Annotated in this window: 15 protein-coding genes; 5 read left to right on the top strand and 10 right to left on the bottom strand. The window is 67.1% G+C overall.

Annotation, left to right across the window (positions count from 1 at the left end; all coding sequences use genetic code 11):
* Nucleotides 1-40 precede the first annotated feature (40 nt).
* Nucleotides 41-1,021, top strand: a complete 981-nt coding sequence (locus ACSQ89_RS27745; RefSeq protein WP_436292122.1) for a tripartite tricarboxylate transporter substrate binding protein — start codon at nucleotides 41-43, stop codon at nucleotides 1,019-1,021.
* 9 nt (nucleotides 1,022-1,030) lie between these two features.
* Here the strand turns inward: ACSQ89_RS27745 and ACSQ89_RS27740 are convergent, their stop codons facing one another.
* Complete coding sequence (locus tag ACSQ89_RS27740; RefSeq protein WP_436292123.1) at nucleotides 1,031-2,077, bottom strand: GlxA family transcriptional regulator; 1,047 nt, start codon at nucleotides 2,075-2,077, stop codon at nucleotides 1,031-1,033.
* Between the two features lie 96 nt (nucleotides 2,078-2,173).
* Between ACSQ89_RS27740 and ACSQ89_RS27735 the strand changes: the two genes are divergently transcribed.
* Nucleotides 2,174-3,490, top strand: coding sequence for a tetratricopeptide repeat protein (locus ACSQ89_RS27735; protein ID WP_436292124.1), 1,317 nt, complete (start codon nucleotides 2,174-2,176; stop codon nucleotides 3,488-3,490).
* 9 nt (nucleotides 3,491-3,499) lie between these two features.
* Here ACSQ89_RS27735 and atpE read toward each other — a convergent pair whose 3' ends face one another.
* The 8 genes from atpE to uvrA form a co-directional block, all read right to left on the bottom strand.
* A complete protein-coding gene (gene atpE, locus ACSQ89_RS27730) occupies nucleotides 3,500-3,742 on the bottom strand; it encodes a F0F1 ATP synthase subunit C (RefSeq protein WP_093109922.1) in 243 nt (80 codons plus the stop codon).
* Nucleotides 3,743-3,873: 131 nt separating this feature from the next.
* Nucleotides 3,874-4,140 (bottom strand): DUF1488 family protein, encoded by a 267-nt coding sequence (locus ACSQ89_RS27725; protein ID WP_093109923.1) that lies wholly within the window; start codon nucleotides 4,138-4,140, stop codon nucleotides 3,874-3,876.
* Nucleotides 4,115-4,333, bottom strand: a complete 219-nt coding sequence (locus tag ACSQ89_RS27720; RefSeq protein WP_436292125.1) for a hypothetical protein — start codon at nucleotides 4,331-4,333, stop codon at nucleotides 4,115-4,117. Before ACSQ89_RS27720 ends, ACSQ89_RS27725 begins: the two co-directional genes overlap by 26 nt.
* A 97-nt stretch (nucleotides 4,334-4,430) precedes the next feature.
* Nucleotides 4,431-5,126, bottom strand: coding sequence for a Crp/Fnr family transcriptional regulator (locus ACSQ89_RS27715; protein WP_436292126.1), 696 nt, complete (start codon nucleotides 5,124-5,126; stop codon nucleotides 4,431-4,433).
* Nucleotides 5,127-5,204: 78 nt separating this feature from the next.
* A complete protein-coding gene (locus ACSQ89_RS27710) occupies nucleotides 5,205-5,924 on the bottom strand; it encodes a Crp/Fnr family transcriptional regulator (protein ID WP_436292127.1) in 720 nt (239 codons plus the stop codon).
* Between the two features lie 55 nt (nucleotides 5,925-5,979).
* Nucleotides 5,980-6,123: a hypothetical protein gene (locus tag ACSQ89_RS27705; protein ID WP_436292128.1), complete on the bottom strand. Its 144-nt coding sequence runs from the start codon at nucleotides 6,121-6,123 to the stop codon at nucleotides 5,980-5,982.
* Nucleotides 6,124-6,282: 159 nt separating this feature from the next.
* Nucleotides 6,283-6,435, bottom strand: coding sequence for a hypothetical protein (locus ACSQ89_RS27700; protein WP_436292129.1), 153 nt, complete (start codon nucleotides 6,433-6,435; stop codon nucleotides 6,283-6,285).
* A 16-nt stretch (nucleotides 6,436-6,451) separates the two neighbouring features.
* The gene (gene uvrA, locus ACSQ89_RS27695) at nucleotides 6,452-9,472 is read right to left on the bottom strand and encodes an excinuclease ABC subunit UvrA (protein WP_093110034.1); all 3,021 of its coding nucleotides are present in this window, start codon (nucleotides 9,470-9,472) and stop codon (nucleotides 6,452-6,454) included.
* 160 nt (nucleotides 9,473-9,632) lie between these two features.
* On the opposite strand from uvrA, the gene ssb reads away from it, so the two are divergent.
* The 3 genes from ssb to ACSQ89_RS27680 all read left to right on the top strand — a co-directional run bounded on the left by ssb (nucleotide 9,633) and on the right by ACSQ89_RS27680 (nucleotide 12,294).
* Nucleotides 9,633-10,145: a single-stranded DNA-binding protein gene (ssb, locus tag ACSQ89_RS27690; protein ID WP_093109927.1), complete on the top strand. Its 513-nt coding sequence runs from the start codon at nucleotides 9,633-9,635 to the stop codon at nucleotides 10,143-10,145.
* A 574-nt stretch (nucleotides 10,146-10,719) separates the two neighbouring features.
* Entirely contained in the window at nucleotides 10,720-11,193 is a 474-nt protein-coding gene (locus ACSQ89_RS27685; protein ID WP_436292130.1) for a DUF7507 domain-containing protein, read from the top strand.
* A gap of 120 nt (nucleotides 11,194-11,313) precedes the next feature.
* Complete coding sequence (locus tag ACSQ89_RS27680) at nucleotides 11,314-12,294, top strand: LLM class flavin-dependent oxidoreductase (RefSeq protein ID WP_436292131.1); 981 nt, start codon at nucleotides 11,314-11,316, stop codon at nucleotides 12,292-12,294.
* 8 nt (nucleotides 12,295-12,302) lie between these two features.
* Here the strand turns inward: ACSQ89_RS27680 and ACSQ89_RS27675 are convergent, their stop codons facing one another.
* Nucleotides 12,303-13,883: a WS/DGAT/MGAT family O-acyltransferase gene (locus tag ACSQ89_RS27675; RefSeq protein WP_436292132.1), complete on the bottom strand. Its 1,581-nt coding sequence runs from the start codon at nucleotides 13,881-13,883 to the stop codon at nucleotides 12,303-12,305.
* Nucleotides 13,884-13,894 lie beyond the last annotated feature (11 nt).

The following is a 13,894-nucleotide window of genomic DNA, read 5'->3' as shown; positions in this document are numbered from 1 at the left end:
ACGCGTTCATTCATTCATACAAATACCGGAGACAAAACCCATGAAGACCCTGTTCAAGGCCCTTGCTTTGGCCGCCTGCGCCCTCGGCTTCGCCGCGCCGCCGGCGCAGGCGCAGGACAAGTACCCCTCGAAGCCCGTCAAGATCATCGTGCCCTACGCACCGGGCGGTCCGAACGACATCGTGGCGCGGCTGCTCGCGAGCAAGCTCGGCGAGATCGAGGGCCAGTCCTTCATCGTCGAGAACAGGCCGGGCGGCGGCTCCAACATCGGCGCCGAGTTCGTGGCCAAATCGCCGGCCGACGGCTACACGCTGCTCGTTGCCGCGACCTCGCACGCGATCAACATGACGCTGTTTCCGAAGGCCCAGCTCAAGTACGACCTGCTGAGCGATCTGGCGCCGGTCTCGATGATCATGACCGGCCCCCTGGTGCTGGTGACGCGGCCCGACTTCCCGGCCGGCAACCTGAAGGAACTGGTGGCCGTGGCCAAGGCCAAGCCGGGCGAACTCTCCTTCGCTTCTTCGGGCAACGGCTCGTCGACCCATCTGGGCGGCGAGATGCTCGCCAGCGCCGCCGGCATCAGGACGATCCACGTGCCGTACAAGGGCAGCGGCCCGGCGCTCACCGACGTGATGGGCGGCCAGACCACCTACATGCTCGACACCATGATCTCGGCCACGCCCTTCGTGAGCGCCGGCAAGCTCAAGGCGCTGGCGGTCACGGGCAAGAAGCGCTCGCCGGTGCTGCCCGAGGTGCCGACCGTGGCCGAGCAGGGCTATCCCGGCTTCGAGGCGGTGGCCTTCATCGGCATGCTTGCGCCTGCGAAGACGCCCGCGCCCATCGTTGACAGGCTCAATGCCGACATGCAGAAGGTGCTGGCCATGCCCGACATCAAGGACAAGCTGGCCGCGCAGGGCTTCACCGCCGAGTGGATGAAGCCTGCCGATTTCGGCGCGTTCCTGAAGAACGAGGTGCCGAAGTGGGGCGCGATCGTGAAGAGCGCCAACGTCAAGATCGATTGAGCGTGCCCTTCACCGCGTCCCGGCCAGCGCCGCGCGCAGGCCGCCGAAGCGCCGCCGGTACTGCGCCGGACTCAGGCTCACCGCGCGGCGGAACATGCGACTGAAGAAGGCCGCGTCGTCGTAGCCCACCTCTCCCGCGATCGCCTCGACCGGCGCTTCCGTGGTCTCGAGCAGGTGCTTGGCTTCCTCGATGCGCAGGGTCTGCACGTATTCCATCGGCGTCATGCCGGTCGCGAGCTTGAAGCGGCGCTGGAACGAGCGCTCCGCCAGCCCGCTCAGCGCGGCCATCGCGGCCACCGGCGCGGCTTGCGCATAGTGGTCGCCAATCCAGGTCTGGCAGCGGCCGATGACCGCGTCCTCCGCCTGCCGCGTGCTCGCCACGCGCGCGAAGGGCTGCTGGCCCACGTGGTGCCAGTCGATCAGGTTGAGCTTGGCGACCTGCATCGCGGCCTCGATGCCGACATAGCGCGCGATCAGATAGAGCGCCAGGTCCATCCATGAACTGCCGCCGCCGGTCATCACCAGGCGCTGGCCCTCGCCGGAGGTGATCAGCGCGCAATGCGGTCGCACGCGCGCGAGCGGATAGCGGCGCTGCAGCATCTCGCAGAATGCCCAGTGCGTGGTGGCGTCCTCGTCGTCGAGCAGGCCTGCTTCGCCCAGCAGCATGGCGCCCGAGCAGGAGGCGGCGACCAGCGAGCCGGCCGCATGGCAGCGCCGCATCCACGCGACCTCCCGGGCGAACAGTCCGTCGAGCGGCCCGTAGGGCGAGATCATGAGTTCGGGCACGCAGACCACCGCCGGCGCAATGACCTCGTCGAAGCTGCGGTGCGCCTCGATGGGCACGCCGTTGGCGGCACGCACGATGCCCGGTTTCGCGGCGACCAGCACGGGTTCGAGCAGCTCGGCGCCCGGCCGGCCGTCGACGACCATCGGCCAGTCGCGGCCCGCACACTTCAGGAGGTCGAACATGCCGTAGACCACCGAGGCTGCGCTCTCGGCGGTGACGAGGATGGCGATCACGGGCCGATCGCCGGAAGAAGCAACTGCGGAGCTCATCGATTGGCGGAATCGTCAGCCTTGTTGCGGGAATCGCTGCGGGGGTTTCGCCCGGGCGAACTTACGCTTCTTGCGTCTTTCGTACAAGGAGCCACCATGACCCAACACGACGCGCGCGGCCTGGCGCTTTCCACCGACCAGCCGGCTTCCGTGGCCGCCTACGAGCAGGCGCTCGACCTCTTCAACAGCCTGCGGCTCGATCCGGTCGCGGTGCTGCAGCCGGCGCTGGAACAGGATCCGGACTTCATTTCCGGCCACCTCCTGATGGCCGGCTTCATGCTCAGCGCCATCGATGGCCAGGCGCTGCCCGCCGCGCGCGAGAGCCTGGCGGCCGCGGCCGCGAGCCGCCGCCGGCCGAACGAGCGCGAGCAGTCCTTCCAGGCGGCCCTGCAGGTCTGGGCCGACGGCGACATGGGCCGCGCCAACCGCCTGCTCGACCGCCATCTGATCGACCATCCGCGCGACCTCTTCGCGCTGCAGCTCACGCACATGGCAGACCTGGTGCTCGGCCAGTCGACCATGCTGCGCGACCGCATCGGCCGCGCGCTGGACCAATGGAGCGAGGACGACGTCGGTTACAGCTACGTGCTGGGCATGCATGCCTTCGGCCTCGAGGAATGCAACGAATACGCGCGCGCCGAGGCGCTGGGCATGGAGGCGCTGGCGCGCAATCCGCAGGACGCCTGGGCCGTGCATGCAGTGGCCCACGTCTACGAGATGCAGGGTCGCGTGGCCGAGGGCATCCGCTGGCTCACGACCGACACCTCGCTCTGGCAGCAGGACAACGCGCTCGCGGTGCACAACCACTGGCATCTGGCGCTGCAGCATCTGCGCAACGACGACCACGCCTCGGCGCTGGCGCTCTACGACCGCGCGATCGCGCCCGGGCCGGCCTCGATGGCGCTGGACCTGGTCGATGCGAGTGCGCTTTTGTGGCGGCTCGGGCTGCGCGGCGTCGATGTGGCCGGGCGCTGGCAGGCCCTGGCGCCGCGCTGGCGCGACCAGGCCGCCTGGGGCTGGTCGGTCTTCAACGACGTGCATGCGATGCTGGCCCTGGTCGGCGCCGGCGAGCCCATACAGATCGAGGCCGGGCAGCGCGCGATCGCCGCCGTGCCGGCCACGGCGCCCGCGCCGTGGTGGCGCGAAGCGGGCACCGTCTGCGAGGCGGTCATGGCTTTCGGCGAAGGCCGCTACGGCCACTGCGCGCAGCTGCTGTTTCCCTTGCTGCCCGTCGCCCACGGCTTCGGCGGCAGCCAGGCGCAGCGCAGCCTGATTTACCTGACGGCGATGGAGGCCGCGCGCCGGGCCGGCGATGCCGCGCTGTGGGAGGCGCTGCAGAGCGAAGCGGCAGCGCGCACGGCAGCGGCGGTTCCGGAGCGGCCGTACCGCGAGATCGAACTCAAGGCCGCTTGAGCCCGCACCTCAACGGAAGGGGTTGGCAGTCGCGAACCAGAGGCCGATGCCGGTCGCGATGATGAAGGCACCATCGGTCACGCCCGCGATCAGGAAGAACAGGGTCTGCAGCGTGTCCTTGAGCTCGGGTTGCCGCGCTGTGCCTTCCAGCAGCTTCGACCCGACGATGCCGATGCCGATGCAGGAACCCACGGCGGCGATGCCGATGAGAAACGCGACGGCGAGGGGGAGGATGTCGAAACCTGAGGTCATGGTGCTCTTTCGCGGCCTTTGAAGTTCGGCCTGGTGGCTGCCGGAACCACCCCGGTTCCGGCTTGCATCCAATGTCTCAGAGCGGGTGCGCGGCGTCGATGACCTCGCAGGTCATGGCCGCTGGCCGGGCCTCAGGGGCGCGGAGCGTCATGGCGCAGATCGAACTCGCGCAGCATCACGGGTTCGGTGGAACCTTGTGCGACACGGCGCCGCACGGCGTCATCGATGTCCTGCGCGTGCAGCGCATAGGTGTCCAGTGCTTCGTCGTCGGTGGCGGTCGACCGATAGCGGTAGTGCAAGGTTTCCTTGCCGACGCTGGCGCCTACGAGCTGCCCCTCGACCTCGACCCAGAAACGGACGGTGCCGGAAGCCTCATGAAAGAAGGGCGGCTGCGACATCGCTGCTCCTGGAATGCGTTCCGCGGTCATCGATCCAGAGGGTGGCCTTGCGCTCGATCGCGCTGATGGCGTCACCCCCATGAGCGAACTGCTTGCACGACACGAGGTGGCACATGCAAACGTCGTCGACGAAGAGTTCCGCACCGGCCGCCACGGTGCCCTCCAGGGAAACATGGGTGAGGCGGCTGCGCACCTCCCATCCTTGGTACGGAAGGCGTTTGGAAGCGAAAACATAGTCCATGCCCCCTTGTAGGCGATCGGGTGCGCCCTGTCTGTTCGCGACCGCACATTCAGAGCAACTCGGCGTAGGCTCTCTTGTCTGCGGCGTAGCAGGCGCATGCCATCGCTTCGAGCCCGGGGCGGTCCAGCACCTTCAGATCGCCACGGCTGTATTGGATCAATCCGTCACGCTGCAAGGCGCCGGCAGCCTCCGTGATGCCGACGCGGCGCACGCCCAGCATGTAGGCCAGGAACTCCTGCGTCACGCGGAAGCTGTCCGAATGGGCGCGGTCCTGGCTCATCAGCAGCCAGCGCGCCAGGCGCGGGCCGATCAGGTGAAAGCGAAGGCACGCGGCCGAATCGGCCAGCTGGGACATCAGGACGTGGATGTAGCGGTGCAGGCCGCGCTGCAGGCCCGCGTTGCGCGCCAGTTCGCGCTGGAAGTCGGGGGCGGCGATGCGCCATGCAGCACCCGGGCCCTGAACCACCGCATGCAGGGGCGTCGTCGCCACGCCGAGGGCCAGTTGCGTCCCCAGCATGCCTTCGCGGCCCACCATGCCGACTTCCAGGCCTGGATGGCCGTCGATCCGTGCGATCACCGAAATGAAGCCATCGACAGGGAAGTAGACATGCCGGGTCGGCTCGCCGGGCTCGCACATCACCTCGGCCAGCACCAGCTGGACCGGCTCGCAGATGGCGAGCAGACTCTGGCGGTCGCTGCGGGAAAGCAGCTCGATGAGGTGGTTTTCGGCGGCAGGCAAAGGCACTCCGGTGATGGAAGGGCTTCCAGTCTGCGCGCCGCGCCGCGGCGCGACTGTCTGCCAGCGCACAGAGCAGCCGCGGGATCAGATCGCCAACCGCTCCGGAAGCAGCCGGTCGTACTCCTTCTTGACCACCGCGTAGCATTCGCAAGTGCGCTTCTCCAGTCCCTCGCGGTCCAGCACCGTGATGCGGCCGCGCGCATACCGGATCAACCCCGCCTTCTGCAGCTTGAGGGCGCCCTCGGTCACGCCTTCGCGGCGCACGCCGAGCATGTTGGCGATCAGCTCCTGCGTCATCACGAGCTCGTTGCCTTGCAGGCGGTCCAGGCTCAGCAGCAGCCAGCGGCACAGCTGCTGGTCCAGCGAATGGTGCCGGTTGCACACCGCCGTCTGCGCCATCTGCGTGATCAGCGCCTGGGTGTAGCGCAGCAGCAGGTGCAGCACCGCACCGGCCCGGTTGAATTCGTCCTTCATCATCTGCGCCTTCAGTCGCCAACCCTGGCCTGCGCTCTGCACCACGGCGCGGCTGGGCGTGGATTCGCCCCCCATGAAGAGGGAGATGCCGACGATGCCCTCGTTGCCGACGACGGCGATCTCGGCCGAGGCGCCGTTCTCCATCACATAGAGCAGCGAAACGATGGCGGTGGTCGGAAAGTACACGTGGCTGAGCGTGCTGCCCGACTCGTAGAGCACCTCCCCGAGCGGCATGTCCACCCACTCCAGTTGCGGCAGCCAGCGCTGCCACTCGGCGTCCGGCAGCATGGCGAGCAGGTGGTTCTTGCGGGGGTCGGGGGGCGTGGCCATTGCGCAGTATGTTCGATATCGCACAAAGCTGCGAGGGCGCCCGAAGCGCGGATTCTCAGGAGGCTTTGATGAAGCGCGCAGGGGCGCTGGCCTCGCTGTCGACGTCTCTGCAGAGGTCCTGATCGAGCACCGGCAGCGTGCCGTCGACGAGCCGTGCTTCGACGATGCTCACCACCCTGCGGTGCACGAGCGTCGGCATCGTGCGGCCGTTCAGGTAGTCACGAACGAGGCATTCGGCGGCAAACAGGAAAAGGGCGATGAGATGGCTCCATGCATCGAGGGCATGCCAGCGTATTCCGAACCTGCCGTTTTTTCAGTGCGATAGCGCACGGATGGGCCGTCCGCTGGCGCGCGATCGTCAGGGAAAGAAGTAAGCGACGCCTGCCAGAAACAGAAGCACCAGCAGCATGAGCACGCCGAAGACGATCCAGGCGGCTGCAAATGCCGATGCCTCCGTCTGCAGGTCGTCCGGCTCCTCAGGGCCTGAGTCAGGAGGAGTGATTTGGGTCATCGCCGACTGTAGCCTGTCAGGGCAGCAGCCGCTTCAGATATCGACCGGTATGGCTCGCCTCGTTCGCCGCGATCTCTTCAGGCGTGCCCACACCCACCACCGTGCCGCCGCCCGCGCCGCCTTCGGGACCCATGTCGATCAGCCAGTCGGCGGTCTTGATGACGTCGAGGTTGTGCTCGATAACGACGATGGTGTTGCCGGCGTCGCGCAGCTGGTGCAGCACTTTCAGCAGCAGCTCGATGTCGGCGAAGTGCAGCCCGGTGGTCGGCTCGTCGAGGATGTAGAGCGTGCGGCCGGTGTCGCGCTTGCTGAGTTCGAGCGCGAGCTTCACGCGCTGCGCCTCGCCGCCCGACAGCGTGGTCGCGGCCTGGCCCAGCTTGATGTAGCTCAAGCCGACGTCGAGCAACGTGCGCAGCTTGCGCTCGATGGTCGGCACGGCCTTCAGGAACTCGTGCGCGGCCTCGACCGTCATGTCGAGGATCTGCGCGATGTTGCGGCCCTTGTACTGCACCTCCAGCGTCTCGCGGTTGTAGCGCTGGCCGTGGCAGACCTCGCAGGGCACGTAGACGTCAGGCAGGAAGTGCATCTCGACCTTGACCACGCCGTCGCCCTGGCAGGCCTCGCAGCGGCCGCCGGCGACGTTGAAGCTGAAGCGCCCGGGCCCGTAGCCGCGCTCGCGTGCGGTGTTGGTCTCGGCCATCAGCTCGCGGATCGGCGTGAAGAGGCCGGTGTAGGTGGCGGGATTGCTGCGCGGCGTGCGACCGATCGGCGACTGGTCGACGTTGATGACCTTGTCGAAGTACTCGATGCCCTCGACCGCCTCGTGCGCGGCCGGCTCTTCGTGGGCTCGGTAGAGGGTGCGCGCCACGGCGCTGTAGAGCGTGTCGTTGACCAGCGTCGACTTGCCCGAGCCGGAGACGCCGGTCACGCAGGTCAAGAGGCCGACCGGAAAGGCCACGCCCACGTTCTGGAGGTTGTTGCCGGTGGCGCCGATCACGCGGATCTCCTGCAGGTCGGTCTGCGATGCGAGGTGCGCCGCCTCGCGTGCCGCGCGCCGTTCGGCCGCCGGGCTCTGCGGAAAGCGCGAGGCCTTCTTGCCCTCGTTGAAGGCCGGCTTGGCGACTGCCGGCAGCCAGGGCGTGCGGCGCTTGGGCACCGCGATCTTCTTCGCGCCCGACAGGTACTGGCCGGTCAGCGAATCCGGATGGGCCGCGACCTGGGCATAGCTGCCCTGCGCCATCACGCGGCCGCCGTGCACGCCGGCGCCCGGGCCCATGTCGATCACGTGGTCGGCGGCGTGGATCATGTCCTCGTCGTGCTCGACCACGATCACGCTGTTGCCGATGTCGCGCAGATGCCTGAGCGTGCCGATCAGCCTGTCGTTGTCGCGCTGGTGCAGGCCGATGCTGGGCTCGTCGAGCACGTACATCACGCCGGTGAGGCCGGAGCCGATCTGCGAGGCCAGGCGGATGCGCTGCGCCTCGCCGCCCGAGAGCGTCTCGGCGCTGCGGTCCAGGCTCAGGTAGTTGAGGCCCACGTCGTTGAGGAACTTGAGGCGCAGCCCGATCTCGCGCACCACCTTGTCGGCGATCTCGGCCTTGGCGCCGCGCAGGTGCAGGCCCTGGAAGTAGGCGAGGCTTTCGCGCAGCGTCGCGCGGCTGATCTCGAAGATCGCCATGCGCCGCGGCTCGGGGCCCGACTCGTCGAGCAGGAACACGCTGCGCGCCTCGCGCCGAAGCCGCGTGCCGCCGCAATCGGGGCAGGGCTGCATGTTGCGAAAGCGCGCGAGGTCTTCGCGCACCATCGCCGAATCGGTCTCGCGGTAGCGCCGCGCCATGTTCGGGATCACGCCTTCGAAGGGGTGCTTGCGCACCAACTTCTTGCCGGCCTGCTGGCCGCTGTCCATCACGTAAGAGAACTTGATCTCTTCCTGGGCCGAGCCGTGCAGCACGGCCTGCTGCACCGAGGCGGGCAGCTCTTCGAAGGGCGTGTCGACGTTGACCTTGTAGTGCTTGGCCACGCTCTCCAGCATGCTGAAGTAGTAGCCGTTGCGCCGGTCCCAGCCCTTGATGGCGCCGCTCGCCAGGCTCAGCGACGGAAAGGCGACCACCCGCGCCGGGTCGAAGACTTCGCTGTGGCCGAGGCCGTCGCAGCTCGGGCAGGCGCCCACGGGCGAGTTGAAGGAGAACAGGCGCGGCTCGAGTTCGGCCAGCGAGTAGTGGCAGATCGGGCAGGCGAACTTGGCGTTGAAGAGGTGCTCTTTGGTGCTGCCGTCCTCGTGCATCTCCAGTGCGATCGCGCGGCCCTCGGCCAGGCGCAGCGCGTTCTCGAAGCTCTCGGCCAGGCGCTGCTGCATGTCGGGCCGCGCGCGCAGCCGGTCGATGACGACGTCGATGTCGTGCTTCTCGGTCTTCTTGAGCTTGGGCAGGTCGTTGTATTCGAAGGTCTCGCCGTTGACGCGGAAACGCACGTAGCCCTGCGCCTGCATCTCGGCGAAGAGCTCGAGGAACTCGCCCTTCTTCTCGCGCGCGACGGGCGCCAGGATCATGAGTCGCGGTTCATCCGGAATCGCGAGCACGGCATCCACCATCTGGCTCACGGTCTGCGCCTGCAGCGGCAGGTCGTGGTCGGGGCAGTAGGGCGTGCCGGCGCGCGCATAGAGCAGCCGCAGGTAGTCGTGGATCTCGGTCACCGTGCCCACGGTGGAACGCGGGTTGTGGCTGGTCGCCTTCTGCTCGATGCTGATCGCGGGCGACAGGCCCTCGATCACGTCGACATCGGGCTTGTCCATCAGCTGCAGGAACTGCCGCGCATAGGCCGACAGGCTCTCGACGTAGCGGCGCTGGCCCTCGGCATAGAGCGTGTCGAAGGCCAGACTCGACTTGCCCGAGCCCGACAGGCCGGTGATCACCACCAGCTTGTTGCGCGGGATGTCGAGGTCGACGTTCTTGAGGTTGTGCGTGCGTGCGCCGCGGATGCTGATGCGCTGCTGCGCGAGCACGGCGCCGAGGTAGGCATCGTCGTTGGGGGAATTCACGGGGCGGTCGGTCTTGGGCAACCGAGCATGATAAGTCCCCGGCGATTTCAGGGCACGCGGCGGGATTCGGCGGACTTTTTCGGCTCCTCGGCCGGCGCGACCGGCTGCGGCACAATCTCCGTTTTCCTCCTCTTCCATCCATTCATCAGGGGCAGTGCATATGGCATCGGTCAACAAAGTCATCCTCGTCGGCAATCTCGGGCGCGATCCGGAAACGCGCACCTTTCCCAGCGGGGACCAGATCTGCAACGTGACCCTCGCCACCACCGACAAGTGGAAAGACAAGCAAAGCGGCGAGATGCGCGAAGCCACCGAGTGGCACCGTCTCGTGTTCAACGGCCGCCTGGCCGAGATCGCCGCCCAGTACCTGCGCAAGGGCTCGCAGATCTACGTCGAGGGCCAGATCCGCACCCGCAAGTACAACGACAAGGACGGCGTCGAAAAATACGCCACCGACATCCGCGTCGACCAGATGCAGATGCTCGGCAGCCGCCAGGGCCAGGGCGGGCCTTCGGGCGGCGACGACGACGGCGGCTACTCGCAGGGGTCGCAAGGCGGCGGCTATTCGCGTCCTCCCGCGGCGGCACCTCGCGCTGCGGCACCGGCACCACGGCAGGCGCCGGCCAAATCCTCGTCGGGCTTCGACGATATGGACGACGATATTCCGTTCTGACGAAATCTTTCAGAGGTCTCGAAAAGAGGCGCAGGGCTTGACGGCCCTGCGCCTTTTTTGTTGCACCTCGATATGCCCATGACGCCAAGCACGAGAGGCGAAGGTCAGCGGTATATCAATTGACTGCGCATTTATTGCGACCAGCAAGTCTTTGGGACAAATCCTGCGGTGCCCAGAACAGTCGTGCAAATCTGTTTTTTCCTGACGGACGGCCTAAACAGACCACATCGCTCGGTTAGTCCGTCCAGCCGGCACTTTCCGTAGAACGACCTCGTTCTCACCTGTCACGCCTCGCTCACCCTCTCACAGGGTATCCAGCAGGTGGATTGCACAAGAAGTGTGAAGTAAGTCGCAAGAACTACTTCTTGGCCTGAGCCAATTCTGATGAATTGTCGCGGCAATTCTGTCGCGCCAACCCTCCCCCGCACCATCCGCACCCGCTGACAAGAGCGCAAAGCGTTGCGTCGCCTGTCAATTATTCCTTTTGGAATTGCTGTCCTTTTTGCAGTCCTGCGGTCCGGGTTTCTCTATTCATGCGTGAGGGAGTTCGGACCTTGAGAAAAGTCCGTCCGTCATGATGGAGCGCAACGCAATTGAGGTTTTCCGCCGCAGCACCCTTTGGTTTCTGTGGATATGGCTTGCCTTTGCCGGTGCCCAAGCGTTTGCGGCGACCACGGCAGTTAATACCGCAACCATTGCGCCGCCGGCGGGGGTGACGGATACGGTAGGCGGTTGCGACTCCGCGACGCCGCCGAACTGCACGGGAAACAAGACCTTGTCCGCCACGATCGATGTGTGGGCGGTGACGGTGAGCAAGAGCGCCAACCCTGCGAGCGGCAGCGCGGTGCTGGCGGGCCAGACGATCACGTACACGGTGACGGCGACGGGAGGGGCGACGACGCAGCCGGTGGTGCTGACGGACACGCTGAGCACGGGCCTGACGTTTGGAACGGTGAGCGCGCCGGGCGCGTTCGTGGCCGTGCTGCCTGCGGGCGGCGTCGTGGTCGTGACGATGCAGTGCACCGTCACGGCAAGCGGTCTCCCATGAACCTGGCTTGATCGAGCTCGCCTAGCAGAGCGGCTTCAAGGCTGCAATGGCCCTTCGCGTTCGCGGGCCCCGCACTTCGGCCCAAGATACCGGCCCTGCTTCGTTCGCTCCGGCCGATCCATGACCCCACTTTCCATCCTCGACCTGTCGCCCATCACCGAGGGCAGCACCGCCGCGCAGTCCTTCCGCAATTCGCTCAGCCTGGCGCAGCATGGCGAGAAGCTTGGCTACCGGCGCTACTGGCTGGCCGAGCACCACGGCATGCCGGGCATCGCGAGCGCCGCGACGGCCGTGCTGCTGGCGTATATCGGCGCCGGCACTTCCACCATCCGCATCGGCGCCGGCGGTGTGATGCTGCCCAACCATTCGCCGCTGGTGATCGCCGAGCAGTTCGGCACGCTCGAGTCGCTCTATCCCGGCCGCATCGATCTCGGTCTCGGCCGCGCACCGGGCTCGGACCAGCGCACCGCGCAGGCGCTGCGGCGCGACCTGCAGTCCGATGCCGACCGGTTTCCGCAGGACGTGGTCGAGCTGATGGATTTCATGTCGAAGGAGCCGAAGCAGCCGGTGCGTGCGGTGCCGGGCATGGGACTCGAAGTGCCGATCTGGATCCTGGGCTCGAGCACCTTCGGCGCGCAGCTTGCGGCTCACCTCGGGCTGCCCTACGCCTTTGCTTCGCATTTCGCGCCGCAGCAGCTGATGCAGGCGATCCGCATCTACCGCGAGACCTTCAAGCCCTCGAAGCAGCTGGACAAGCCTTACGTGATGCTCGGCTTCAACGTGTTCGCGGCCGAGACCGACGAGGAGGCGGTGTTCCGTTCGAGTTCGTGGCAGCAGGCCTTCGTGAACCTGCGCAGCGGGCGGCCGGGGCGCCTGCCGCCGCCGGTCGAGAACTACCGCCAGCGTGTCGGGCCGGCGGAGAACGCCTTGCTCGATTCGGTGCTCTCGTGTTCGGCCGTGGGATCGCGCGAGACGGTGCGCGCCGGCATCGAGGCCTTCGTCGAACGCACGGGGGCGGACGAGCTGATGATCACCTCGCAGGTGTTCGACCACGAGGCCCGGCTGCGGTCCTACGAGATCCTGGCCGAGCTGCGCGAATAGACAAGTCCTCAGTTCAACGCGGCAGCGCGCTTCGCTGCAGCTGCCTTGCGCGGCGCCCGCGTCCCGGCAGCGCGCACCGCCTTCGCAACGACCTTCTTCTTCGGCGCTGCCCGCTTCTTCGCCACTGGCGCAGCAACAGGCGCGGCAACTGGAGCAGCAACAGGCGCAGTCGCCGCCTGCCCCACGATCAGCCCGAAGAGCTTCTTGTGCTCCGCGACCACATAGTCGCCCAGATCGGCGATGTCCGGCACCGCGCGCCGGCAGGCCGTGAGCCCGAACTCGAGCGAGCCGTTGTAGCTCTGCACCGTCATGTTGAGCGCCAGCCCGTGCCCCGGAATCGACACCGGGAAGTAGGTCGCCAGCTTGGCGCCCGCGAAGTAGAGCGGGAACGACGGGCCGGGCACATTGGAGATCGCCACGTTGGCCATCGGCGGCAGCTTGTCCGCGAGGCCGGAGCGGCCGTAGAGCGAGGCCAGGCCCGACATCAGCGATGGCACGCCGAGCGACGGGAAGTCGGTCGGGATCGCGGCCTTCACGTTGCCGGTGAGCTTCTTGCCCTCGCTCGACGATTCGTGGATGGCGGCGAGGCGTTCCAGTGGATCTGAAATGTCGGTGGCCAGGCTGACCAGCATCACCGACACCTGGTTGTTGAGATCGGTGTTGCCCTCGCTGCGCAGCGATACCGGCACGCCGGCCATGAGCGGCTTGGCGGGCTTGCAGCCGTAGTCGGCCAGGTAGCGCTTGAGCGCGCCGGCGCAGATGGCCAGCACGATGTCGTTGAGGCTGGTGTTCGTGGCTTTGGCCATCTGCTTGACCTCGGCCAGCGGCACCGAGCGCCCGGCGAAGGAACGCTGGTTGGTGATCGAGACGTTGAGTGGCGTCCTGGGCGCGGTCTTCAATCCCTTGGGCAGCTCGAAGCTGCGCTTGCCGGTGGTTTCCGAGACCGGCAGCAGCACGCTCGTGATCGCCTTGGCGGTGGCGGGGATCGACTGGATCAGCTTCACGTACTGCTGCACGGTGTTGCTGAGCGCCGCGCTCGCGAGCTCGGCCATGCCCAGCTGCGATGAATCGGGGCGACGGTTGGCGCGCGGCGCCTTCACCGGTGCTGGCGTGGCGGAGATGTCGAACAGCGCCTTGGCCACCGCGACACCGGCCTGCCCGTCGATGGCCGCATGGTGCATCTTGCTGTAGAGCGCGACCTGGCCGGTCTGCAACCCTTCGATGATGTAGATCTCCCAAAGCGGCCGGCTGCGGTCCAGCAGCGTGGAGTGGAGCCGGCCGACCAGGCGCTCGAGCTGTGCCATGGTGCCGGGCCTCGGCATGATCACGTGACGGATGTGGTGGTCGAGATCCAGGTCGTCGTCGTCCACCCACACTGGGTTGGCCAGGTCGAAGGGCATCATCGCGAGCTTGCGCACGAACACCGAAGCCAGGTGCAGCCGGCCGCTCAGGTACTTCTTGGCGTCCTCGGCGAAGTCGCCTTCGTAGCCTGCCGGCAGGTCGATGAGCTGCAGGCTGCCCACGTGCATCGGCGATTCGGGTGTTTCGAGGTGCAGGAACGATGCGTCCATGCCGCTGAGGTGAATCATGACGGGCTCCT

This window comes from Variovorax sp. LjRoot175 (assembly GCF_964253805.1).
GTDB lineage: Bacteria > Pseudomonadota > Gammaproteobacteria > Burkholderiales > Burkholderiaceae_C > Variovorax.
This window is presented reverse-complemented; position numbering and strand designations above follow the sequence as displayed.

Excerpts from the sequence above, each read along its gene's own strand:
- ACSQ89_RS27700 (WP_436292129.1), bottom strand. The coding sequence starts at position 6,435 with ATGACCCAAATCACTCCTCCTGACTCAGGCCCTGAGGAGCCGGACGAC.
- ACSQ89_RS27675 (WP_436292132.1), bottom strand. The coding sequence starts at position 13,883 with ATGATTCACCTCAGCGGCATGGACGCATCGTTCCTGCACCTCGAAACA.
- ACSQ89_RS27735 (WP_436292124.1), top strand. The coding sequence starts at position 2,174 with ATGACCCAACACGACGCGCGCGGCCTGGCGCTTTCCACCGACCAGCCG.
- atpE (WP_093109922.1), bottom strand. The coding sequence starts at position 3,742 with ATGACCTCAGGTTTCGACATCCTCCCCCTCGCCGTCGCGTTTCTCATC.
- ACSQ89_RS27680 (WP_436292131.1), top strand. The coding sequence starts at position 11,314 with ATGACCCCACTTTCCATCCTCGACCTGTCGCCCATCACCGAGGGCAGC.
- ACSQ89_RS27705 (WP_436292128.1), bottom strand. The coding sequence starts at position 6,123 with ATGCCGACGCTCGTGCACCGCAGGGTGGTGAGCATCGTCGAAGCACGG.
- ACSQ89_RS27725 (WP_093109923.1), bottom strand. The coding sequence starts at position 4,140 with ATGTCGCAGCCGCCCTTCTTTCATGAGGCTTCCGGCACCGTCCGTTTC.
- ACSQ89_RS27710 (WP_436292127.1), bottom strand. The coding sequence starts at position 5,924 with ATGGCCACGCCCCCCGACCCCCGCAAGAACCACCTGCTCGCCATGCTG.
- ACSQ89_RS27685 (WP_436292130.1), top strand. The coding sequence starts at position 10,720 with ATGATGGAGCGCAACGCAATTGAGGTTTTCCGCCGCAGCACCCTTTGG.
- ssb (WP_093109927.1), top strand. The coding sequence starts at position 9,633 with ATGGCATCGGTCAACAAAGTCATCCTCGTCGGCAATCTCGGGCGCGAT.
- ACSQ89_RS27745 (WP_436292122.1), top strand. The coding sequence starts at position 41 with ATGAAGACCCTGTTCAAGGCCCTTGCTTTGGCCGCCTGCGCCCTCGGC.
- ACSQ89_RS27740 (WP_436292123.1), bottom strand. The coding sequence starts at position 2,077 with ATGAGCTCCGCAGTTGCTTCTTCCGGCGATCGGCCCGTGATCGCCATC.